Origin of the sequence: Streptomyces sp. NPDC059875 (assembly GCF_042731085.1) — a bacterium.
GTDB lineage: Bacteria > Actinomycetota > Actinomycetes > Streptomycetales > Streptomycetaceae > Streptomyces.
The window spans coordinates 22,303-42,348 of record NZ_JBHWJZ010000027.1 but is presented as its reverse complement, the minus strand read 5'-3'; the positions used below and the strand labels follow the sequence as shown (position 1 = coordinate 42,348).

At 70.7% G+C, this 20,046-nt stretch carries 23 protein-coding genes; 13 read left to right on the top strand and 10 right to left on the bottom strand.

What is annotated here, in order from left to right:
• Positions 1-177: 177 nt before the first annotated feature.
• Positions 178-780, top strand: coding sequence for a hypothetical protein (locus ACFV9D_RS28500; RefSeq protein WP_385152174.1), 603 nt, complete (start codon positions 178-180; stop codon positions 778-780).
• A gap of 41 nt (positions 781-821) precedes the next feature.
• Here ACFV9D_RS28500 and ACFV9D_RS28495 read toward each other — a convergent pair whose 3' ends face one another.
• Both ACFV9D_RS28495 and ACFV9D_RS28490 read right to left on the bottom strand, forming a co-directional pair.
• Positions 822-1,442 carry a hypothetical protein gene (locus ACFV9D_RS28495; protein ID WP_385152165.1) on the bottom strand — a complete coding sequence of 207 codons (621 nt, stop codon included), beginning with the start codon at positions 1,440-1,442 and terminating at the stop codon, positions 822-824.
• A 98-nt stretch (positions 1,443-1,540) separates the two neighbouring features.
• Positions 1,541-2,743 (bottom strand): RNA-guided endonuclease InsQ/TnpB family protein, encoded by a 1,203-nt coding sequence (locus tag ACFV9D_RS28490; protein WP_385152369.1) that lies wholly within the window; start codon positions 2,741-2,743, stop codon positions 1,541-1,543.
• Between the two features lie 380 nt (positions 2,744-3,123).
• On the opposite strand from ACFV9D_RS28490, the gene ACFV9D_RS28485 reads away from it, so the two are divergent.
• On the top strand, positions 3,124-3,510 hold the full coding sequence (locus ACFV9D_RS28485; protein ID WP_385152366.1) for a MerR family transcriptional regulator: 387 nt from the start codon (positions 3,124-3,126) through the stop codon (positions 3,508-3,510).
• Positions 3,511-3,717: 207 nt separating this feature from the next.
• Here ACFV9D_RS28485 and ACFV9D_RS28480 read toward each other — a convergent pair whose 3' ends face one another.
• Positions 3,718-4,575, bottom strand: coding sequence for an ABC transporter substrate-binding protein (locus ACFV9D_RS28480; protein ID WP_385152163.1), 858 nt, complete (start codon positions 4,573-4,575; stop codon positions 3,718-3,720).
• A 251-nt stretch (positions 4,576-4,826) separates the two neighbouring features.
• On the opposite strand from ACFV9D_RS28480, the gene ACFV9D_RS28475 reads away from it, so the two are divergent.
• From ACFV9D_RS28475 to ACFV9D_RS28465, 3 genes are all read left to right on the top strand, one after another.
• A complete protein-coding gene (locus ACFV9D_RS28475; protein WP_385152161.1) occupies positions 4,827-5,072 on the top strand; it encodes a hypothetical protein in 246 nt (81 codons plus the stop codon).
• 120 nt (positions 5,073-5,192) lie between these two features.
• Entirely contained in the window at positions 5,193-6,053 is an 861-nt protein-coding gene (locus ACFV9D_RS28470) for a DUF6597 domain-containing transcriptional factor (RefSeq protein ID WP_385152158.1), read from the top strand.
• 14 nt (positions 6,054-6,067) lie between these two features.
• A complete protein-coding gene (locus ACFV9D_RS28465) occupies positions 6,068-6,655 on the top strand; it encodes a GNAT family N-acetyltransferase (RefSeq protein WP_385152155.1) in 588 nt (195 codons plus the stop codon).
• On the opposite strand, the gene ACFV9D_RS28460 is transcribed toward ACFV9D_RS28465, so the two are convergent.
• Positions 6,652-7,095 (bottom strand): GNAT family N-acetyltransferase, encoded by a 444-nt coding sequence (locus ACFV9D_RS28460; protein WP_385152152.1) that lies wholly within the window; start codon positions 7,093-7,095, stop codon positions 6,652-6,654. The two genes, ACFV9D_RS28465 and ACFV9D_RS28460, sit on opposite strands and share 4 nt — an antisense overlap.
• 149 nt (positions 7,096-7,244) lie before the next feature.
• On the opposite strand from ACFV9D_RS28460, the gene ACFV9D_RS28455 reads away from it, so the two are divergent.
• Together ACFV9D_RS28455 and ACFV9D_RS28450 are read left to right on the top strand one after the other, a co-directional pair.
• On the top strand, positions 7,245-8,096 hold the full coding sequence (locus ACFV9D_RS28455) for an NAD(P)H-binding protein (RefSeq protein ID WP_385152149.1): 852 nt from the start codon (positions 7,245-7,247) through the stop codon (positions 8,094-8,096).
• A gap of 134 nt (positions 8,097-8,230) precedes the next feature.
• The gene (locus ACFV9D_RS28450) at positions 8,231-8,968 is read left to right on the top strand and encodes a Mut7-C RNAse domain-containing protein (RefSeq protein ID WP_385152146.1); all 738 of its coding nucleotides are present in this window, start codon (positions 8,231-8,233) and stop codon (positions 8,966-8,968) included.
• A 31-nt stretch (positions 8,969-8,999) separates the two neighbouring features.
• Here ACFV9D_RS28450 and ACFV9D_RS28445 read toward each other — a convergent pair whose 3' ends face one another.
• Positions 9,000-9,485: a MarR family winged helix-turn-helix transcriptional regulator gene (locus ACFV9D_RS28445; RefSeq protein WP_385152144.1), complete on the bottom strand. Its 486-nt coding sequence runs from the start codon at positions 9,483-9,485 to the stop codon at positions 9,000-9,002.
• A 32-nt stretch (positions 9,486-9,517) separates the two neighbouring features.
• Positions 9,518-10,078: a TetR family transcriptional regulator gene (locus ACFV9D_RS28440; RefSeq protein WP_385152141.1), complete on the bottom strand. Its 561-nt coding sequence runs from the start codon at positions 10,076-10,078 to the stop codon at positions 9,518-9,520.
• Positions 10,079-10,200: 122 nt separating this feature from the next.
• Between ACFV9D_RS28440 and ACFV9D_RS28435 the strand changes: the two genes are divergently transcribed.
• The gene (locus ACFV9D_RS28435) at positions 10,201-11,601 is read left to right on the top strand and encodes an FAD-dependent monooxygenase (RefSeq protein ID WP_385152138.1); all 1,401 of its coding nucleotides are present in this window, start codon (positions 10,201-10,203) and stop codon (positions 11,599-11,601) included.
• Positions 11,602-11,638: 37 nt separating this feature from the next.
• Here ACFV9D_RS28435 and ACFV9D_RS28430 read toward each other — a convergent pair whose 3' ends face one another.
• Positions 11,639-12,109 carry a hypothetical protein gene (locus ACFV9D_RS28430; protein WP_385152135.1) on the bottom strand — a complete coding sequence of 157 codons (471 nt, stop codon included), beginning with the start codon at positions 12,107-12,109 and terminating at the stop codon, positions 11,639-11,641.
• 75 nt (positions 12,110-12,184) lie between these two features.
• Here ACFV9D_RS28430 and ACFV9D_RS28425 point away from each other — a divergent pair, with 75 nt between their 5' ends.
• Both ACFV9D_RS28425 and ACFV9D_RS28420 read left to right on the top strand, forming a co-directional pair.
• Entirely contained in the window at positions 12,185-12,520 is a 336-nt protein-coding gene (locus ACFV9D_RS28425) for a YnfA family protein (protein WP_385152132.1), read from the top strand.
• Between the two features lie 50 nt (positions 12,521-12,570).
• On the top strand, positions 12,571-13,335 hold the full coding sequence (locus ACFV9D_RS28420; protein ID WP_385152363.1) for an SDR family NAD(P)-dependent oxidoreductase: 765 nt from the start codon (positions 12,571-12,573) through the stop codon (positions 13,333-13,335).
• Positions 13,336-13,397: 62 nt separating this feature from the next.
• Here ACFV9D_RS28420 and ACFV9D_RS28415 read toward each other — a convergent pair whose 3' ends face one another.
• Complete coding sequence (locus tag ACFV9D_RS28415) at positions 13,398-14,591, bottom strand: RtcB family protein (RefSeq protein WP_385152129.1); 1,194 nt, start codon at positions 14,589-14,591, stop codon at positions 13,398-13,400.
• Positions 14,592-14,765: 174 nt separating this feature from the next.
• Here ACFV9D_RS28415 and ACFV9D_RS28410 point away from each other — a divergent pair, with 174 nt between their 5' ends.
• The 3 genes from ACFV9D_RS28410 to ACFV9D_RS28400 all read left to right on the top strand — a co-directional run bounded on the left by ACFV9D_RS28410 (position 14,766) and on the right by ACFV9D_RS28400 (position 17,926).
• Positions 14,766-15,650, top strand: coding sequence for a DUF3558 domain-containing protein (locus tag ACFV9D_RS28410; protein WP_385152127.1), 885 nt, complete (start codon positions 14,766-14,768; stop codon positions 15,648-15,650).
• Between the two features lie 107 nt (positions 15,651-15,757).
• Complete coding sequence (locus tag ACFV9D_RS28405) at positions 15,758-16,486, top strand: DUF3558 domain-containing protein (RefSeq protein WP_385152124.1); 729 nt, start codon at positions 15,758-15,760, stop codon at positions 16,484-16,486.
• A 138-nt stretch (positions 16,487-16,624) separates the two neighbouring features.
• Positions 16,625-17,926, top strand: coding sequence for a DUF2637 domain-containing protein (locus ACFV9D_RS28400; protein WP_385152121.1), 1,302 nt, complete (start codon positions 16,625-16,627; stop codon positions 17,924-17,926).
• Positions 17,927-17,950: 24 nt separating this feature from the next.
• Here the strand turns inward: ACFV9D_RS28400 and ACFV9D_RS28395 are convergent, their stop codons facing one another.
• On the bottom strand, positions 17,951-18,157 hold the full coding sequence (locus ACFV9D_RS28395) for a hypothetical protein (protein ID WP_385152118.1): 207 nt from the start codon (positions 18,155-18,157) through the stop codon (positions 17,951-17,953).
• Between the two features lie 149 nt (positions 18,158-18,306).
• Positions 18,307-20,031: a lysine--tRNA ligase gene (lysS, locus tag ACFV9D_RS28390; protein ID WP_385152115.1), complete on the bottom strand. Its 1,725-nt coding sequence runs from the start codon at positions 20,029-20,031 to the stop codon at positions 18,307-18,309.
• Positions 20,032-20,046 lie beyond the last annotated feature (15 nt).

Below are 20,046 nucleotides of genomic sequence, written 5' to 3'. Positions count from 1 at the left end.
CCTCCGCGTCTGCGAAACTGGGGCGTCATAGGGATGGCTCACGGAATCCATGGTGTCAGAGGGCCGGACGTTCTTGCGGACAGGTGTTTCACCGCGAGAGCGTGGGGGAGGTCACTGTCACGATGATCGGGTTGCGCGGCGGGGGTCGTGTTGCCTAAAAAGCAGTCGGGTGGAGATATGCATCGCGGTGGCGGACTGGGTGAGGGGACGGACGATCTGGGTCCGGAGCCTGCCCGGCGGGGGCGGCACCGGCGACGGCGTACGGAAGAGCCCACGCAGTCCTCGGAATCCACGAAGGCCGGGGGATCCACGGGACCCACGACGGAGGGCGGGAGTGGCCGGTTGGGGGTGACGTACAAGTACTTCGGCGCACCCGACGGCGCCACGGCGGCCCGCGTCCCGATCTCGATGCGCCCGGAGGAGCTGGGCGGCGACGAGCTCGGCATGGGCGGCATGTTCACCAAGATCAAGCCCGAGACCATAGCCGCGATGGTCCTCACGGGCATCCAGGGCATGCCCCTGCACAAGGTGCCCCCGCTGGAACTGGTGGTCCTCCACCCCGACTACGCCGTGGTGAAGCTGCCCATGACCGTGGTCGACCCGCTGCGCGGCATCGGCGAGGAATCCGTCGGCGCGGCGGCCTTCATCTGGTCCACGGTCCCGGACCGCGGCGGCCCGCGCGACGCGTTCAACGTCTACCAGCTGCTCCACGAGTGGCAGGACTTCTCGGTCCGTCTGCACGAGGCGGGGCACCAGCCGTACTGCCTGGTCTGGCCGTAGCGGCAGGCGGGACGCGGGCGGCCGGCCGCGGGACATGGCGCTCACTCCCCCTGGCCCGTCCCCGGGCCCGTTCCCCGGCCCGCTCCCCGGCCCGTCCCCTGATCTCGGGCGGCGGCGGCCTTCGCACGCTCGGCGGCCAGTTCACGGGCCGAGGCCAACCGGTACGGAACGTCGACGACCACGACGTTCTTCATGAACAGCAGCCGGGTCTTGAGCCGCAGCGCGCTCTGGTCGTGCAGGGGCTGCTCCCACCAGTGACCCACCACGTACTCGGGGATGACCACCGACATCACCGAGTCCCCCGTCCGCTCGGGCGCCTCCCGGATGTGCCGCAGGACGGGCTGGACGATGGAGCGGTACGGGGAGCTGAGAACCCGCAGGGGTACGTCGATGCCATGGGCCTCCCAGGTCGCCCGGAGCACCTCCGCCTCCGCCGGGTCCTCCGCGACGGTGACCGCGGTCAGTGAGGCCGGCCGCAGCGTCTGCGCGTACGACAGGGCCCGCAGGCTCGGCGCGTTCACCGAGGCCACCAGGACGATGACGTGGTTCTCCGCGAGGGCGTGGGGGCGGGCGCCGGGTTCGACGGCGACCTCCGCGGCCACCGTCTCGTAGTGCCGGCGGACGCCCTTCATCCCGGCGAAGAGCACCGGCATCGCGATCACGACGAGCCAGGCGCCGTGCGTGAACTTGGTGATCGGCGAGAGAAGGACGATGCCGTTGGATTGAAGTGTTCTCCTTCGTAAACGGAGGAGATTCCCTCCTACCTTGCGGTGGCGGGCTTGACGCGGCGTGCGCGCCTGGCGACTGCCCTCCCGGCAGCCGGGATGAGCGCTAGGCCCATCCGGTAGAAGTGAAGAACATTCCTCGACGCGTTGTGGTCGGCGTTGCCGAACCAGCCGCAGCCGGGGTTCTTGCACACGAACACGGCCTGGGACTCCCGGCTGCCTGGCGTGGTAACGCCACAGGCGGAACAGCGCTGGGAGGTGCCGGGAGCGGGGACCTTGGCCAGGGTGCCGCCGTTGCGAGCGGTCTTGTACGCCAGCAGTCCGACCGTGCGGCCCCAAGCCTCCTGGGCGATGGAGCGATTGAGGCCGGACTTCTGGGCGACGTTCTTTCCCGGCTGATCGACAGTGCCCTTGGCGGACCTGACCATGCTCGTGATCTGCAATGCCTCCACCACGACGGTGCCGTACTTCTGGGCGATCGTCGTGGTGCTCTGGTGCTGCCAGTCCAGGTGCCTGCGCTTGGCTCTCGCACGAAGCCCTTGGATCCGGTCATAGGTGCGCCGCAGACGCCGGGAGGTCTTCTCCCCACGCTGGCGGCAGGTCTTGCGGCGAGCGGCACGCTGTTCCAGGCGGAGCAGTGTGGCCCGTTCCTTCTCCGTCAACCACTCGCCGTGTTCGTACGTGGTCCCGTCTGAGAGGGCGAGCGGGACGGTTACGCCGACGTCGATGCCGACCTCTGGGCCCCGGTGGGACTCAGGCGTGGGTTCGTGGGTCTGGACGCGGAAGGCGATGTGCCAGCCGAGCGCGTCCTTGACCAGCCGAGCGCCTGTGATTCGGTTGTCGGTGTCGGCGCGCTTGCCGACGGGGAGATCCTTCGTCCACCGGAAGCGGACCCGGCCGACTTCGGGGATGTTGACCATGCCCCAGCGGCGGTGCACGCGGGTGATATGCAAGTCCCGGCCCTGCGGGATGTCCACGGCCATCCCGGTGCGAAGGCGTGCCTTGAAGTTCGGCTCATCCGCCCGGCCGTCGAAGCAGTTCTTCCATGCCTGGAAGTACGTCTTCAACACGGCTTGCGCCGCCTGGGCGGGGGGCACGGCGATCCAGTCGATCTCTAGGCGAGCCTGGCGGATCGCCCCGTCAGCAGCAGGGAGGGACCTGCGCTCCCTGGGGAGCATCGTCCACCAGTCGTGCAGCAGGTTCCACAGAGTGCGGGCGGCGTGCGCCTGCTCGTCCATGAGCCGGATCTGTGCAGGTGTCAGCGCCAGCCGGGCACGGTGCCCGAACTTTCGCTTGACCATCGCACGTCCGCTCACACCCTGAAGCTAGATCACGCCGACAAGCCCTCAATGGTGATGTCGCGACTTGACGCATATTAGCTGCAACCTGCATATATGACTGCTTTCGCCGCCAGTTTTCGCCGCACCGCGATCACCGACGAGATACCACCCAAGCAACGGCAACAGGGGCTCGCCGAGCCGGCCGCTGCCCAATGGCCGCCCTACGAGCAGGCGTTTCGCCGCACTTCCAGCTCTCATAAGTGCTGAAGTTAGGACAAATGCCTATGTAGTGCGCGGAAGCCGCGCGGGAAGGACGGGGCACCGTGAGCAGAGTGCGCATGGCCGGCGAACCCATGCAGATCGGCGAGGTCGCCGCCCGGACGGAACTGTCCCTGCGGACCATCCGCCAGTACGAGGACAGCGGCCTCGTCGTCCCCTCCGCATCGTCCCAGGGCGGATTCCCGCTCTACACGGACGCCGACGTGGACCGGCTGATGGTGATCCGCCGGATGAAGCCCCTGGGCTTCACGATCGACGAGACCCGCGACCTCCTCGCGGCAGTGGACCGCCTGGCGGACCCCCGCCTCTCCCCCACCGAACGCGCCACCCTGACCGCCCGAGTCCACCACTACGAACAAGCCGCCACGGAACGCGTCGCCGAACTCCGCACCCAACTCGCCCGAGCAGAAGAATTCGCAGCCTCGCTGCGAGCACGCATGGGCTGACGCCTCGCTACGGGCACCCGTTCCCTACGGGGCGAACCCACCGGACGACGGCCGGTTGTGGGCAATCGTCCCGCTGGGGGTCCCCCCAGGACGAAGTCCTAGGGGGAGGGACGGGTGGGCACAACCCACGGGAGCGGCGCCCGTCCCCGGGCCGTTCAGGCCGGGCGCCTGGGGCCGGGACCCGGGGGGCCAGGCCCACGTGGCGCCCTACCCCCGGAGCGCCTCCGCGAGGTCCCGGAACACGCGGGCGTACGCCGCCGAGCTCGGCGGCGTCTCCGGGTTCCACGGCGCCACACCCGCATGCCCCACCGGCGGAAACGCACCGGGCCCGACCGCGTTCGCCCGGCTGTCGTACAGCACCAGGCCCGGGTTCAGCCGAGCCGCATGCTCCCAGTCCGCGGTGAGCCAGTTCGCGCCCGCGCCAGGGCCGGGATCGAGCAGGCGGACGCCGAGCTCCTGCAACCGGGCCAGCTCGGGCCAGGCATGCGGCCGAGCCAGATGGACCTGGTCGGGCCCGGCCCCCGAGAGCGCGAGGACGGTGACGTCCGTACCCGCGGCGGCGGACCGCAGGACGTCCTCGGCAGCACCGACGGAGTCGACGGCCGCGCCGACGGAGTCCACGGCCGCGCCCCCGGACGCACCGAGCGCCACCCCCAACTCACCGAACCGCCCGATGATCGTCGGCAACGTCAGCTCGTTCCCCACGGACAGCGCCACCAGCCCCGCCCCCAGCCGCTCGGCGACGGCCTCGTCCAGCGCGTACGCGCTCTTCCCGTCGTAGGTGACATCCACGACCAGGTCGGGGCGCAGGCTCCGCACGACGTCCTCGTCCAGGTTCCGCCCCGGCCCCAGGTACGGAACACCGGCCGCCGCCAGCCCTCCCGCCTTGACCGGATCGAGCACCTGGCCGTCGTGCCCGGAGCCGTACACCGCGACCGGCGTCACACCCAGGTCGAGCAGCGCCGCCCCGGCCCGTACATAGGCCACCACCCGCTCAGGCGGGCGCACGGCGGTCAGCTCCGCACCCCTGTCGTCGGTGAACCCCCACACCCCTGCGTCCGACATGCGGCTGCTCCCTCCCCGGCCGGAACTCTCCCTCTCCCCGCCACCTTGGAGCCGTTCCCCGGCCCGCACAAGAGGGCCTCGCGCCCCTCTGACCGGGCGGGACCTAGGTCCCGGACCCCCCTGCCGAAAGTCCCCCACGGTGGTGTTAACTGAACAGGTCGGGAGGAAGCAGTAGGAATCGTCAGTGCCGTACGCACGGGCCGTCTGCCAGGGCGCGCCCCCGTACCGGCCTTCGCTCCCTGGAGTCAGCCATGTCGTCCTTGCCCGGCCAGTTCTCGGACCCTCGTGTGATCACGCTCTTCGGGCTGCTCGCCGTCTCCGCCGCGGTCTGGGTGGCGCTGGGGCTGCGCTCCCGCGCGCGCCGCGCGCAGGCGGCCGCGCCGCTGGAGCGGGTCTGGCACCCTCAGGAGAGCGTGTCGCTCACCCCGGCCGAGGAAGACGCCTTCGGCCAGGTCGTCTCGCGCCTCTCGGTGGGTTCCGCGGGCCGCCTGCGCTGACCCGAAAGTGGACGCTGCGGTGAACCGAAAGCAGACCGCGCGCGCCCCCGCCCGCGGTGAACCCGGAAACGGACCCTTGCGCGCCCCCACCTGTCAGACCGCGCCCCTAGGCTCCGCGCCATGACTCCCAACGGTCCGCGCCGTGACACCCGCGGCATCGTCGACGCCGCCGAGCTCCTCACCCGCGTCCGGTTCCGCCGCCACGAACCGGCTCCGGAGCTGCGCCCGTATCTCGAGCACTACTGGTTCATCGACTGGGATCTCTCCGAGCCGTACGCCAGCCATGTCGTCCCGCACCCGTCCGTGAACCTCGTCTTCCAGCGGTACGCGGGCACTGGCGACGCCTCCGGCAAGGTCCCCCACGAGGTCCCCGCGGAGGTCTCCGGAATCGGGCTCGAACTGTTCACGAAGAAGCTCACGGGCGTCGGCCGGGTCTGCGGAGTGCAGTTCCGGCCGGGCGGCTTCCGGCCGTTCGCCCCCGCGTGGCCGGTGTCGGAGTGGACGGGCCGCCGCGTCCCGCTCGACGAGGTGTACGCGGACGCCGACGCCGCCTCCGTGGAGGCCGTACTCGCCCCCCAGGCCGAGCACGCGCGCGTGGCGGCGCTCGATGCCTTCCTGCTGGCCCGCGGTCCCGCGCCCGATCCGCAGGCGGCTCAGGCCATGGCGCTGGTGGATCTGGTCCGTACGGACCGTACGATCCGCCGGGTGTCCGAACTGGCCCGCGTGGAGGGGCTGTCGAGCCGGTCGCTCCAGCGGCTCTTCTCGAACTGCGTGGGAGTCGGCCCGAAATGGGTCATCCTGCGCTACCGCATCCACGAGGCACTGGAGCGCGCCGAGACCGCGGAGGGTCAGGAGCCCCTGGACTGGTCCCGCCTCGCGGACGAGCTCGGCTACAGCGATCAGGCCCACCTCGTACGGGACTTCACGGCAACGGTCGGGGTACCGCCTACGGCGTACGCCCGCCGGGTGTCCGACCCCTGACCTACAGTGCGGCCATGGACACCGACCTGCCGCCCACCTCACCCACCGGGCCCAGCCACGCCTCACCCACCGAGTCCGGCCCGCCCGCCTCGCCCGTGCGTCTCGAGCCCTGGTCCGAGGACGACTTCGAGCTGCTGCGCGCCATGAACGCACCCGAGCTCATGGAGCACCTCGGCGGCCCCGAGAGCGAGGAAGCGCTCGTCAAGCGGCACCGGCGCTATGTGAAGCTGAGCGCCGAGCGGACGAGCGCGGGCCGGATGTTCCGGATCGTGCTGCTTCCCGAGGAGGTAGCGGCCGGCAGCATCGGCTTCTGGGAGCACACGTCGGACGAGGAGCCGGTCTACGAAACGGGCTGGACGGTGCTCCCCGGGTTCCAGGGGCGGGGTGTCGCGACGGCAGCGACCCGCGCGGTCGCCGAGCTGGCGCACGCCGAGGGCACGCACCGCTTCCTGCACGCCTTCCCGTCGACGGACAACGGGCCGTCGAACGCGGTGTGCCGCAAGGCCGGCTTCGAGCTGCTCGGCGCGCGCGACTTCGAATACCCGCCGGGCCATCAGCTGCGCTGCAACGACTGGCGCCTGGACCTGGAGGGTCTCGCCTAGCCGTCCTGGGGCTTGAGCTCCTTGGTGAAGTGGAAGGCCACGATGTCGAGGCGCTCGCGCAGATAGAAGCGGTGGGCTCCGGTGCGGTGCGTGCCGGAGTCCAGGTTGAGCTCGTGGCAGCCCGCCTCGCGCGCGTGGTTCTCCAGGTGGGCCAGGAGGCCGTGGCCGACACCGGTGGAGCGGGCGTCGGCGGCGGTCACCAGGTCGTCGACGTAGAGCTTGCGGATCGAGCTGGTGTTGTCGATGATCCGCCAGCCGGCGGCGCCCACGCAGGAGCCGTCGTCCGCGTAGGCGGCGGTGAAGCGCAGTCCCTGGGCGCGGCCACGCTCGTGGACCTCGTGGAAGAGCTCCGCCGTGAGGTGGGGGCGCAGCTCGCGCAGGACGGGGAGCAGGTCGGCTTCCAGGCGCGGGTCACCGTGCTCGAGGTCGATGATCTTCATGCCGGGACCGTACCGCAGGGGCTCGGCCACCCTGTCAGGGATTTATCAGGGTTGACGAGCAGGGGGCGCTCACGGATATTTATCTGCGTGACACAGATTCTTCTTCACGCAGTCGATTGCGTGAGGATCTCCTCGAAAGGACCCCTGTCATGACCGTTCTCGTCACCGGAAGCCGCGGCCGCGTGGGCTCCACCCTCCTCGAACTGCTCCACGGCGCCGGCATCGAGGCCAGGGCAGCGTCCAAGGACCCTGCAGACCTGTCCCCACCCGACGGCGTCGAAACCGTCCGCTGCGATCTTTCCGATCCGGGGGACTTCGAGGCCGCCCTCGACGGCGTCGACTCCGTCTTCCTGTATGCCGAGCCCTCGCACATCGACGCCTTCGTCTCGCAGGCCCGGGCGGCCGGCGTCCGGCACATCGCCCTGCTCTCCTCCAGCTCCGTCCTCGCCCCCGACGCCGCACAGAACCGGATCGCCGCCCCCCACCTGGCCGTCGAGCGCGCCCTCGCGGCCGCGGCGGCCGACGGAGCCTTCGAGGCGACCTATCTCCAGCCGGGCGCCTTCGCGACGAACGCCCTGCAGTGGTCGTGGGCGATCAGGTCCTCGCGCCAGGTGGAGCTCCCGTACCCCGGATCGCACGGTGATCCGATCCACGAGAGGGATGTCGCCGAGGCCGCGTTCGCGGTCCTGACCGAGCCCCGGCTGCGTGGCTCCTCGTATCTCCTGACCGGCCCCGAGTCGCTCGCCTTCACCGAGCAGCTGGCGATACTCGCGGAGGTGACGGGCCAGGCGGCGAGGACGGCCGTCGTCACTCCCGAGCAGTGGAAGGAGTCGGTCGCCGACTTCGTTCCGGAGACCTTCGCCGACGCCATGCTCACCTACTGGGCCTCACAGGACGGCCGGCCGGTGCCCCTGACGCGGACGGTCGAGGACCTCACCGGACACCCGGCCCGCACCTTCGCCGAATGGGCCGGCGACCACGCGGACTCCTTCCGCCCGTGAGGGCCACGTCCGGGGCCACCCCCGCCAGGGCCACCCCGGTCCCGCCCTCCTCGCCGCCCCGGTCCGCCCTCCGGTCCCGCCCTCCGGGTCGAATTCCCTGGCCGCGCGGCGGGCCTCGGTGACATCCTGTCCCCGTGAACGGACCGGAGATCCAGATCAGCTTCGCCCCCGCCCTGCGGCTCTTCGTCTCGGCGGAGCGCCGCCCGGGGCGTACCGCCGTGGCGACCGACGGAGCCTCCACGCTCGGCCATGTCGTGGAGTCGCTGGGTGTCCCGCTGACCGAGGTGGGGCGGCTGCTGGTGGACGGGCGCCCGGTGGAGGTGTCGCACATCCCCGCCGCGGGCGAGACGGTCGAGGTCGAGGGCGTCGAGCGACCCCAGCCGGTCCCCGGAGCGCCGCTCCGGTTCCTCCTCGACGTGCATCTGGGCACGCTGGCCCGGCGGCTGCGACTGCTCGGGGTCGACGCGGCCTACGAGAGCGAGGACATCGGCGATCCCGCGCTGGCCGCGCTCTCCGCAAAGGAGCGGCGGGTGATGCTCTCCCGGGACCGTGGCCTGCTGCGTCGCCGGGAGCTGTGGGCCGGTGCCTATGTGTACAGCGACCAGCCCGACGACCAACTCCGCGACGTGCTGGAGCGGTTCACGCCCGCGCTGGCGCCGTGGACCCGCTGCACCGCGTGCAACGGGCAGCTGACCGACGCCGACAAGGACTCGGTGCGCGAGCGGCTGGAGCACGGCACGGAGAAGACGTACGACGTCTTCGCGCGGTGCACGGAGTGCGAGCGGGTGTACTGGCGGGGCGCCCACCACGCCCGCCTGGAGGCGATCGTCACCGACGCGCTGCGCGAGTTCGGCGGCGCGGCGGCACGCTGATCCGGCCGGCCCGGCAGCCGACCCGGCGGGGTCAGCCGAGTTCCCCCGTGCGCAGCCGCTCGACCTGTTCGGCGCTGAGCTCGACGGTCCGTCGCATATGGGCGATGAGCAGGGCGACCTCGGCGTCGCTGTACGCGTCGAACATCGTGCCCCACGCCCCGTTGAGCTTTCGCCAGAACGCGCTGAGCTCCGCCATCCGCTCGGGCACCCCGGTCACGAGTACGCGTCGCCTGTCCTCGGCGTCCCGCTCGCGCGTGACATAGCCGGCCCGCTCCAGCCGGTCGACGAGCCTCGTCGCGGAGCCGGTGGTCAGCCCCGTCAGCTCGGCGATCCGGCCGGTGGTCACCGGGCCGGGCTCCAGCGAGAGCAGGTTCAGACACTGAACGTCGGTCGGGTGGAGCCGCAGATGGTCGGCGACGGCCTGGTTGAACAGGGCGTACGCGGCCATGTAGCGGCGGGCCTCGCCGTACAGCTCGGTCATCAGACCGTCCCGCCGGGCGGAGCTCTTCTGCGTCATGCAGAAATTGTACGAAGCAGACTCCTGCGGTTCTACGGCTCCGGGGCCGTCAGATAGCGCTGGACGGTCGGGCCCAGCCAGGCGACGATCTCGTCCCTCGACATCTCGACGGCGGGCGGAAACCGCAGCACATAGCGGGTGAGCGCCATACCGAGGATCTGCGAGGCGACGAGCGCGGCCCGGCGCGGCGCCTCGGCGGGGTCCGGGCAGACGCCGAGGGCGACCGGACCGAGCTGCCCCGCGAAGATCGTCTGCATCCGCTCGACGCCCGCGGCGTTGGTGACACCGACCCGCAGCAGCCCGGTCAGGACGTCGTCACGCTCCCAGCGGTCGAGGAAGTGCGTGACCAAGGCGGCGCCGACGTGCCGGGACGGCAGGATCGCGAGCTCGGGAAGGTCGAGCTCGAACTCGGACGCCGCGGCGAACAGCCCCTCCTTGCTGCCGTAGTAGCGCATCACCATCGAGGGATCGATGCCGGCGTCGCGGGCGATGGCCCGGATGGTGGCGCGCTCGTAGCCGTCGGAGGCGAATCGTTCGCGGGCGGCTTCGAGGATCGCGGCGCGGGTGGCGTCGGAACGGCGGGCGGTCGTCATGCCAACAATTGTAGGCCAACACCTGTTGACACGCCATTACGAGCGCCTCTACATTTACCAACAAGCGTTGACCAACAGATGTTGGCCAACGGTCGTGGGCACCACCGCATCAGGAGGCAGCCATGAACCACCTGGACACGGACGTCCTCGTCGCAGGCGCGGGCCCCACCGGAATGCTGCTCGCCGGCGACCTCGCCGCCGCCGGCCTGCGGGTCACCGTGGTCGAGCGCCGCCCGCACGGCATCAGCAACATGACCCGCGCCTTCGGCGTGCACGCCCGCACCCTGGAGCAGCTCGACGCCCGCGGCCTCGCCGACGAACTGATCGCCACCGGAACCCCCATCACCGAGCTGCGGCTCTTCCGCCGCCTCACCCTCGACCTGGCCCGCCTCCCCTCCCGCTTCCCGTACCTCCTCATCACCCCCCAGTACAAGGTCGAGCGACTCCTCGAACGGCGCGCACTGTCCTCAGGTGTGGAATTCCGCTATGGAACGGAACTGCGCGGACTGAGCCAGGACGCCGACCAGGTCACCGCCGAACTCACCGACCCCGACGGCACGCCCACCACCCTCCGCGCCCGCTACCTCGTCGGCACCGACGGCGTGCGCAGCGCGGTCCGGACCGCCCTCGACCTGCCCTTCCCCGGCACCGCGGTGATCCGCTCCATCGTCCTCGCCGACGTCCGGCTCACCGAGGAGCCCGAGGAACTGCTCAGCGTCAACGGCGTCGGGGACGCCTTCGCCTTCATCGCCCCCTTCGGCGACGGCTGGTACCGCGTCATGGGCTGGAACCGCGCCCGCCAGGTCCCCGACAGCGAGCCCGTCGACCTCGACGAGGTCCGCGACATCGCCCGCCTCGCCCTCGGCACCGACTACGGCATGCACGACGCCCGCTGGATCTCCCGCTTCCACAGCGACGAACGGCAGGCCCCGGCCTACCGCGTCGGCCGCGTCTTCCTCGCCGGCGACGCCGCCCACGTCCACTCCCCCGCCGGCGGGCAGGGCATGAACACGGGCCTCCAGGACGCCGCCAACCTCTCCTGGAAACTCGCCGCCGTCCTGCGCGGCGAGGCCCCCGACCCCGAGGCGCTCCTCGACAGCTACCAGTCCGAGCGCCACCCCGTCGGCGCCGCCGTGCTCCGCAGCAGCGGCGCCATCGTCCGGCTCGCCATGGCCCGCGGCCCGCTCCTGCGCACCGCCCGCGCGCTCGCCGCACAGATCCTCGACACCGTGCCCCCCGCGGCCGCCAAGGCGATGGGCATGATCAGCGGGATCGGCATCGACTACGCCGGAGGCGCCCGGCGCGTCCCGGACCTCAAGCTGCGGGAGGGCAGGCTCTACGAGCTGCTGCGCGCGGGGGAGTTCGTCCTGATCGCCCCCGAAGGCACCACCCCGGACCTGCCGCCCGCCCCCACCACTCCGGCCCGCCTCGTCCGGGCGACCTGGACCGACCCCACCCGCCGCTCGACCCTCCTGGTCCGCCCCGACGGCTACGCCGCCTGGACCGGCCGCACGGACCGCTGACGACACCGGACAGCCAACGCGCCGCCCGGCTCCCCGATCAGAAGACGTACGGGTCACCGGTCGCCAGGACCAGGACGCGATGCCGGTCGTTCTTCGCGTTCCCGTCGGTGGCCCCGTCGGTCCAGACGGTCGCGATGTCGACCGTCATCTCGTCCGGAGATCCCGCCGTCAGCAGATCAAGAGCCAGCTCACCGATCGCCCCGGCGGCCCGCAGCTCACCCGTCCGACAGACCACCACCCGGTCGCTCCCCCACAGACAGGACGGGGGCAGCTCCTGCCCGCCCGCCATCGGCTCGGAGAATTCGAGCCGCACGGTCGCCTGGGACACGTCCGACGGCCCGTGGTTCTCACTCACCAGCCAGACGCCGAGCCGCCCCTCCCAGAGGGAGAGATGACCGTGGTGGGCGAGATCGGCCTCGGCCCCGGCGGCACCGGAACTCCCGCCCGCTCCGACCACCACCACGGCCGCCAACGCCGCTCCGAACAGCGCCCTGCACATCACACTCATACCCAGAAGATACCGACAACTCCTCACATATTCTGACTACCCGTCAGTCAGCGTGTCCCATGGCACGCTGACCGCATGCTGATCGCCCGCTCCGCCGCCCTCTTCGCCCTCGCCGCCCTCTTCGAGATCGGCGGCGCCTGGCTCGTCTGGCAGGGCGTCCGCGAACACCGCGGCTGGATCTGGATCGGCGCCGGAGTCCTCGCCCTCGGCGTCTACGGCTTCGTGGCCACCCTCCAGCCCGACGCCGAATTCGGCCGGATCCTCGCCGCCTACGGCGGAGTGTTCGTCGCCGGATCCCTCGCCTGGGGCATGGTCGCCGACGGCTACCGCCCCGACCGCTGGGATGTCCTCGGCGCCCTCATCTGCCTCGCCGGCATGGCCGTGATCATGTACGCCCCACGCGCCCGCTGACCGCCGCATATCCTGACCGCACAATCGACCACATGCGCGAGGAGCACGTCATGACCGCCGCCGGTACCCCCATCGCCGTCGTCACCGGAGCGAGCAGCGGTATCGGCGCCGCGACGGCCCGGCAACTCGCCGCCGCCGGATACCGCGTGGTCCTCACCGCCCGCCGCAAGGACCGCATCGAGGCACTGGCCGCCGAGATCGTCGAGGCCGGCCACCAGGCCACCGCGTACGCCCTCGACGTCACCGACCGCGAAGCCGTCCAGGCCTTCGCGACCGCCTTCCGCACCATCGCCGTCCTCGTCAACAACGCCGGCGGCGCACTCGGCGCCGACACCGTCGCCACCGGCGACCCGGACGACTGGCGCCAGATGTACGAGGTCAACGTCATCGGCACGCTCAATGTCACCCAGGCCCTGCTCCCCGCCCTCACCGCCAGCGGCGACGGCACGGTCGTCGTCCTCTCCTCCACCGCCGGCCACTCCACCTACGAGGGCGGCGCCGGCTACGTCGCCGCCAAGAACGGCGCCCGCGTCCTCGCCGAAACCCTCCGCCTGGAGATCGTCGGCACCCCGGTCCGCGTCATCGAGATCGCCCCCGGCATGGTGAAGACGGACGAGTTCGCGACCACCCGCTTCCGCGGCGACACCGAGAAGGCCGCCAAGGTCTACGCGGGCGTGGCCGAGCCCCTCACCGCCGACGACGTCGCCGACACCATCACCTGGGCCTGCACCCGCCCCCCGCACGTCAACATCGACCTCCTGGTCGTCCGCCCCCGCGCCCAGGCCTCCAACACCAAGGTCCACCGCGAGCTGTGACCGGACGGTGAGCACGCGAAGAGGGGCCGACACCAGGGTGTCGGCCCCTCTTCGCGCGTCTCTCAGCCCTTCACGCAGATGACCTGCTTCAGCTTCGCGACGACCTCGACCAGGTCCCGCTGCTGCTCGATCACCTTCTCGATCGGCTTGTACGCACCCGGGATCTCGTCCACGACGCCGGAGTCCTTTCGGCACTCCACGCCCCGCGTCTGCTCCTCCAGGTCCCGCGTCGAGAAGCGCCGCTTCGCCGCGCTCCGGCTCATCTTCCGGCCGGCGCCGTGCGAGGCCGAGTTGAAGGACGCCTCGTTCCCGAGGCCCTTCACGATGTACGAGCCAGTACCCATCGAGCCCGGGATGATCCCGTACTCGCCGGAGCCGGCCCTGATGGCTCCCTTACGGGTGACCAGCATGTCCATACCCTCGTACCGCTCCTCCGCCACGTAGTTGTGGTGGCAGGAGATGACCGGATCGAAGGTCACCTTCGCCTTGCGGAACTCACGCCGGACGACCTCCTGGAACAGCGCCATCATGATCGCGCGGTTGTACTTCGCGTACTCCTGCGCCCAGAAGAGATCGTTCCGGTACGCGCCCATCTGCGGGGTGTCCGCGACGAACACGGCCAGGTCCCGGTCCACGAGCCCCTGGTTGTGCGGCAGCTTCTGCGCCTCGCCGATGTGGTACTCGGCGAGCTCCTTGCCGATGTTCCGCGACCCGGAGTGCAGCATCAGCCAGACGGAGCCCTCCTCATCGAGACAGAATTCGATGAAGTGGTTGCCGCTTCCAAGCGTTCCCATCTGCTTCTGGGCACGTTCATGACGGAATTTGACCGATTCGGCGATGCCGTCGAAGCGCGACCAGAAGTCGTCCCACCCCGCCGTCGGGAACTGGAACAGCCGCGAGGGGTCCACCTCGTCGCGGTGCATCCCCCGCCCCACCGGAATCGCCTGCTCGATCTTCGACCGCAGCCGCGACAGATCCCCCGGCAGGTCGTTCGCGGTCAGCGACGTCCTGACCGCCGACATCCCGCAGCCGATGTCCACACCCACCGCCGCCGGGCAGACCGCCCCGCGCATCGCGATCACCGAGCCGACCGTCGCGCCCTTGCCGTAATGCACGTCCGGCATCACGGCCAGGCCCTTGATCCACGGCAGCGTGGCCACGTTCTGGAGTTGCTGCATGGCGCCGCCCTCCACCGTGGAAGGATCGGTCCACATCCGGATGGGCACCTTCGCACCCGGTACCTCTACATACGACATACTTCCTCGATTCCCCCAAAAAGCCTGATAACGCAAAAACCGGCTCCAAGGCCCGTACAGGTGACAACGGACCGGCATCAACGGCAGCGCGTGCGATAGACATTGTGTCCACCCACCGGTCTCCGGCGGCAAACAGTTTTCGGGGAAGTCTTCGGGAGAAGGGAGCCTGGGAGCGTGCAGCGACAGGCGTACGTACCCGGTCTGACGGCGCTCGCAGCGGCGCTCGCCTTGGGCCTCACCGGATGCTCCTCGGGCGCCGGGACCGGCGTCGACGCCGTCGACTCCAAGGCCGGCCCCGCCGCCGCCCCCGCCCCTCCCGGCCGCTACCGCACCCTCTTCGAGCCCTGCGGTTCCGTCCCGCAGTCCACCCTCAGGGACCTGCTCCCCGGCGCCGCCCAGCTCCCCGACAAGGAGCGCGACCAGGCGTACCGCGGTACGGCCGCCGTCACGTACGACACCGATCGCCGGGTCGGCTGCAGCTGGAAGGCCGACACTCCCGACGCCTCGCACCGGCTGCGCCTCGACATCGAGCGGGTGGTGTCGTACGACCCCGCCGTCAGCGACGACGACCGTGCGCAGGTGGTGTTCTCGGAGAAGCAGATCGCCGCGGACCTCCCCGTGCCCCCTCAGGCCCCACCGGCCACACAGGCACCGCAGACGCCCGGAACCCCCACCGGCAGCCCGGGAAGCACCGGAAGCGCCGGCGCCACACCTCCCGTGAACGCGACCACCCCGACCCACGCCCCCTCCGGTTCCGCCGACCAGACCCCGGCCACCCCGGGCACGCCCACCGCCCCGGCCGTCGCCCCCACCACCGGTCTGGAGCCCCGCGTCCTGGACGACCTCGGGCAGGTCGCGTTCCTCGACGACATGCTCAGTTCGGGCGGCCCGAACGGCCGGCACCGCACCGTGAGCGTGGTGTTCCGCACATCCAACGTCATCGTGACGGTCGAGTACGTGGAGCAGACGAGCGGCTCCGCGGAACCCCCGGACAGCCAGGAACTGCAGGAAAAGGCCCGGAGTCTGGCCCGGTCGCTGGCGGAGCGGCTGGAGGAGTAGCCGTCCGGACCCGCTCCGTGAGCGCGTCGCGAGCACGTAACGTGTCGGCGTACCGTGGCCGCCGGCCGGACCGTACCCGGACCGTACGACAAGCGACTGAAGGAACCATGCACCGATCAGCCCCGCGACTCACCCGCATACTCGCCTGCGCAGCCGTCCCGGTGATGCTTGTCGTCGCCGGCTGCTCGTCGGACTCCGACGGTGGTTCGGACTCGCCGGACAAGGGCAAGGGTTCGGCGTCCTCCGCGACCCCCGGTACCCAGAAGTCGACGAAGACGGTCGAGCCCGCGAAGTTCGCGAAGCTGCCCGATGTCTGCAAGTCGATCTCGGCGAAGACGACCGAGAGCCTGGTGCCCAAGGCGAAGGCGAAGAACGGTACGACCGCCACCTCCAGCGACACGACGAGTCGCGGTGGCTGTTCGTGGAACGGTCTCGACGACAAGGGCGTGAAGGGCTCGCAGTACCGCTGGCTGGACGTCTCCTTCTACCGCTACGAGTCGGACGCCTCGCTCGGCAGCGGCCAGGAGCGGGCCCAGGAGAACTTCACCAAGGAGCTGGCCAAGGTTCAGGCGACCGAGGGTGCCAAGAAGCTGCGCACCACGGACGCGCCGGGCGTCGGTGAGCAGTCGAAGGCCGTCGCGTACGAGCTGAAGAAGACGGGCGAGGACTTCAAGTACGCCTCGGTCGTCGCGCGGACGGGCAACGTGCTGGTGCTGCTGACGTACAACGGTGCCGGTTACGCGGGGGCGGATGCGCCCTCGGACAAGACGATGATGGACGGCGCCGTGAAGGCCGCCAAGGAGGCCGTGGCAGCGGTCGCGGCGACCGCCAAGTAACAACTGCGCGGTCGCACGTCGCGAACACCCGTATTTGCGCATGTTTTCGAGGAGTCCGTCCCTCCCCCGGGGGCCGGGCTCCTCGCGCATGTGCCACGCTGTGCCCGCGAGATGTGGAATGACGGGAGGGGATCGCGGGTGGCCGCGGTGCAGCTGACACGCACGCACAAAATACTGATCGGTGTGGTGGTCGCCGGTGCGGTGATCATCGCCGGCATCGGTTTCGCGGGTTCGTACGCCGCTGTGCGCGAGCTCGCCGTCGAGAAGGGCTTCGGCGACTTCTCGTACTTCTTCCCCATCGGCATCGACGCCGGCATCTGTGTGCTGCTTGCACTGGACCTGCTGCTGACCTGGATCCGGATCCCGTTCCCGCTGCTTCGGCAGACGGCGTGGGTGCTGACCGCGGCGACGATCGCGTTCAACGGTGCGGCTGCCTGGCCGGACCCGCTGGGTGTGGGTATGCACGCGGTGATCCCGGTGCTGTTCGTGGTCGCGGTGGAGGCGGCCCGTCACGCGGTGGGCCGGATCGCCGACATCACGGCCGACAAGCACATGGAGGGTGTGCGGCTCACGCGTTGGCTGCTGTCGCCGATACCCACGTTCCGGCTGTGGCGGCGGATGAAGCTGTGGGAGCTGCGCTCGTACGAGCAGGTCATCAAGTTGGAGCAGGACCGGCTGATCTACCAGGCCCGGCTCCAGGCGCGCTTCGGGCGGGCGTGGCGGCGCAAGGCGCCGGTGGAGGCGCTGATGCCGCTGCGGCTCGCGAAGTACGGCGTGCCGCTGGCGGAGACGGCGGCGGCGGGGCTCGCGGCGGCGGGTGTGGAGCCGGCGCTGATACCGGCGCAGCCGACGACCGCCCAGCCGCAGGCGGTCCCGGCAGGTCAAGCGGTACAGGCGATCCAAGCAGGCCAGGCGGTCCAAGCAGGTCAGGCGGTCCAAGCAGGTCAGGCGGTTCAGCCGCCGGTCCAGCTCGCCCCGCAGCCTCAGCTCCCCCAGTCCCCGGTCGGCGGTCCGGAGCTGCCCCCGAACCACGACAGCCCGTGGTTCCAGGCCCAGGCCCTGCCGCCGGAGGCGCACGCGTCGGCCTTCGACCCGCAGTACGTGGAGGGCTTCGAGACGATTCCGGTGGCGGTCCCGAAGGGCCCGGAGGATGTCACGATCCCGGGCCCGCGCCAGGAGAACGGTCCTGAGCAGTTCGAGGAGTATCCGGAGTACGTGGAGCCGGAGCCGCCTGCGGACGAGTTCTCCGAGGCGGCGTACAAGGCGATGTGGGACTACGTCGAGGAGCGGCAGGACTTCCCCAACGCCGAGCAGCTCGACATATGGCTCAGCGACATGTACGGCGTGCAGCACCCGCGCAGCGCGTCGATCCTGCGGGAGCTGACTCCGCAGCTGCGTCACCGTATCGAGCGGGAGATGGCTGAGAACCACATCCCGTGACCGGGAGCGGGGGCGGGTCGGGGCTCAGGCCTTGGCCCGCTTTTTCGCGCTCTCGCCCCAGAGGGCGAGCGCGGCGCCGGCGAGCGTCAGGACGGCGTACCCGGCGGTGGGGATCTCCCACCACTTCTGGAGCAGGCCCCAGGCCTTGTCTCCGAAGATCTGCCCGCCGGCTCCGAGTGCGCCCTGGACGAGGGCGATCCATCCGATGACTGCGATGACTTCGTTCTTCATGCCTCCACGGTCCCCTGCGGGGCGCCCGGTTTCGTCGTGCCCACGTCGGAACCGCGCCTAGTCCGAAGGATGCAGAAGCCCGCCGCCCGGCCCATGGCGAAGGGCCGCCACCGGAAACCCGATGACGGCCCTCGCCCGACTCCGTACCGCTACGCGCCCAGCAGCTTGCGCACCCGCTCGGCTCCGACCGCCAGCAGCAGCGTCGGCAGACGCGGGCCGGTTTCGCGGCTCACCAGGAGCTTGTAGAGCAGGGCGAAGAACGCGCGCTGGGCGATCTTCAGCTCCGGGGTCGGCTTGGCCTCGGGGTCGAGGCCGGCCATGACCTTCGGGACGCCGTAGACGAGCGTGGTCAGGCCGTCCAGGGACCAGTGGGTGTCCAGGCCGTCCAGGAGGAGGCGCAGGGATTCGCGGCCCTGGTCGTCGAGGGAGCCGAGGAGCTCGGCGTCCGGCTCGTCGCGGACGATGGTGCGCTGGTCGGCCGGGACCTGGGTGGTGATCCAGTTCTCGGCGCGGTCCAGACGCGGGCGGACCTCGTCGAGGCTGGTGACCGGGTTCTCCGGGTCCAGCTCGGTCAGGATCCGCAGGGTCTGCTCGTCGTGGCCGGCCGTGATGTCCATGACCGAGGCCAGCGTCCGGTACGGCAGCGGCCGCGGCGTGCGCGGCAGCTCACCGGCGGCCGTGCGCGCGGCCCGCGCGTACGCCGCCGCGTCCGCCGGCAGCACGGAGCCGTCGGCGACCTTGGCCTCCAGCTTGTCCCACTCGTCGTAGAGCCGCTGGATCTCCTGGTCGAAGGCGATCTTGAAGGACTGGTTCGGCTTGCGGCGCGCGTACAACCAGCGCAGCAGCGGCGCCTCCATGATCTTCAGTGCGTCCGCCGGGGTGGGCACGCCGCCCTTCGAGGAGGACATCTTGGCCATGCCGCTGATGCCGACGAAGGCGTACATCGGGCCGATCGGCTGGACGCCGTCGAAGATCTCGCGCACGATCTGGCCGCCGACGACGAACGACGAGCCGGGGGACGAGTGGTCCACGCCCGACGGCTCGAAGATCACGCCCTCGTACGCCCAGCGCATCGGCCAGTCGACCTTCCAGACCAGCTTGCCGCGGTTGAACTCGCTGAGCTTGACGGTCTCGGAGAAGCCGCACGCCGTGCAGGTGTACGCCAGCTCGGTGGTCTCGTCGTCGTACGACGTGACGGTCGTCAGGTCCTTCTCGCACTGCCCGCAGTACGGCTTGTACGGGAAGTAGCCCCCGACGCCGCCGGAGCCGTCGTCCTCGCTCGCCGCGCCGGAGCCCTCCTCGGCCTCCAGCTCGGCCTCGTCGACGGGCTTCTGCGACTGCTTCTTCGGCGCCTTCTTCGTCCGGTACTGGTCGAGGATCGCGTCGATGTCACCGCGGTGCTTCATCGCGTGCAGGATCTGCTCGCGGTAGGTGCCCGCCGTGTACTGCTCGGTCTGGCTGATCGGGTCGTACTCGACGCCCAGCTCGGCCAGCGCCTCGACCATGACGGCCTTGAAGTGCTCGGCCCAGTTCGCGTGCGGCGAGCCGGCCGGGGCCGGGACGGAGGTCAGGGGCTTGCCGATGTGCTCGGCCCAGGACTCGTCGATGCCCGCGACGCCGTTCGGCACCTTGCGATACCGGTCGTAGTCGTCCCACGAGATCAGATGCCGGACCTCGTACCCCCGCCGGCGGATCTCGTCGGCGACCAGGTGCGGGGTCATGACCTCGCGGAGGTTGCCCAGGTGGATCGGGCCGGAGGGGGAGAGTCCGGAGGCGACGACGACCGGTTTGCCAGGCGCACGTCGCTCCGACTCGGCGATGACCTCGTCCGCGAAACGGGAGACCCAGTCGGTCTCTGTGCTGCTCTGAGCCACGGTCGGTACGTCCTT

Excerpts from the sequence above, each read along its gene's own strand:
- ACFV9D_RS28420 (WP_385152363.1), top strand. The coding sequence starts at position 12,571 with ATGACCGCCGCCGGTACCCCCATCGCCGTCGTCACCGGAGCGAGCAGC.
- ACFV9D_RS28455 (WP_385152149.1), top strand. The coding sequence starts at position 7,245 with ATGACCGTTCTCGTCACCGGAAGCCGCGGCCGCGTGGGCTCCACCCTC.
- ACFV9D_RS28480 (WP_385152163.1), bottom strand. The coding sequence starts at position 4,575 with ATGTCGGACGCAGGGGTGTGGGGGTTCACCGACGACAGGGGTGCGGAG.
- ACFV9D_RS28430 (WP_385152135.1), bottom strand. The coding sequence starts at position 12,109 with ATGAGTGTGATGTGCAGGGCGCTGTTCGGAGCGGCGTTGGCGGCCGTG.
- ACFV9D_RS28415 (WP_385152129.1), bottom strand. The coding sequence starts at position 14,591 with ATGTCGTATGTAGAGGTACCGGGTGCGAAGGTGCCCATCCGGATGTGG.
- ACFV9D_RS28460 (WP_385152152.1), bottom strand. The coding sequence starts at position 7,095 with ATGAAGATCATCGACCTCGAGCACGGTGACCCGCGCCTGGAAGCCGAC.
- ACFV9D_RS28440 (WP_385152141.1), bottom strand. The coding sequence starts at position 10,078 with ATGACGACCGCCCGCCGTTCCGACGCCACCCGCGCCGCGATCCTCGAA.
- ACFV9D_RS28405 (WP_385152124.1), top strand. The coding sequence starts at position 15,758 with ATGCACCGATCAGCCCCGCGACTCACCCGCATACTCGCCTGCGCAGCC.
- ACFV9D_RS28500 (WP_385152174.1), top strand. The coding sequence starts at position 178 with ATGCATCGCGGTGGCGGACTGGGTGAGGGGACGGACGATCTGGGTCCG.
- ACFV9D_RS28490 (WP_385152369.1), bottom strand. The coding sequence starts at position 2,743 with ATGGACGAGCAGGCGCACGCCGCCCGCACTCTGTGGAACCTGCTGCAC.
- ACFV9D_RS28470 (WP_385152158.1), top strand. The coding sequence starts at position 5,193 with ATGACTCCCAACGGTCCGCGCCGTGACACCCGCGGCATCGTCGACGCC.
- ACFV9D_RS28445 (WP_385152144.1), bottom strand. The coding sequence starts at position 9,485 with ATGACGCAGAAGAGCTCCGCCCGGCGGGACGGTCTGATGACCGAGCTG.
- ACFV9D_RS28395 (WP_385152118.1), bottom strand. The coding sequence starts at position 18,157 with ATGAAGAACGAAGTCATCGCAGTCATCGGATGGATCGCCCTCGTCCAG.
- ACFV9D_RS28425 (WP_385152132.1), top strand. The coding sequence starts at position 12,185 with ATGCTGATCGCCCGCTCCGCCGCCCTCTTCGCCCTCGCCGCCCTCTTC.
- ACFV9D_RS28485 (WP_385152366.1), top strand. The coding sequence starts at position 3,124 with ATGGCCGGCGAACCCATGCAGATCGGCGAGGTCGCCGCCCGGACGGAA.
- ACFV9D_RS28435 (WP_385152138.1), top strand. The coding sequence starts at position 10,201 with ATGAACCACCTGGACACGGACGTCCTCGTCGCAGGCGCGGGCCCCACC.
- ACFV9D_RS28475 (WP_385152161.1), top strand. The coding sequence starts at position 4,827 with ATGTCGTCCTTGCCCGGCCAGTTCTCGGACCCTCGTGTGATCACGCTC.
- ACFV9D_RS28465 (WP_385152155.1), top strand. The coding sequence starts at position 6,068 with ATGGACACCGACCTGCCGCCCACCTCACCCACCGGGCCCAGCCACGCC.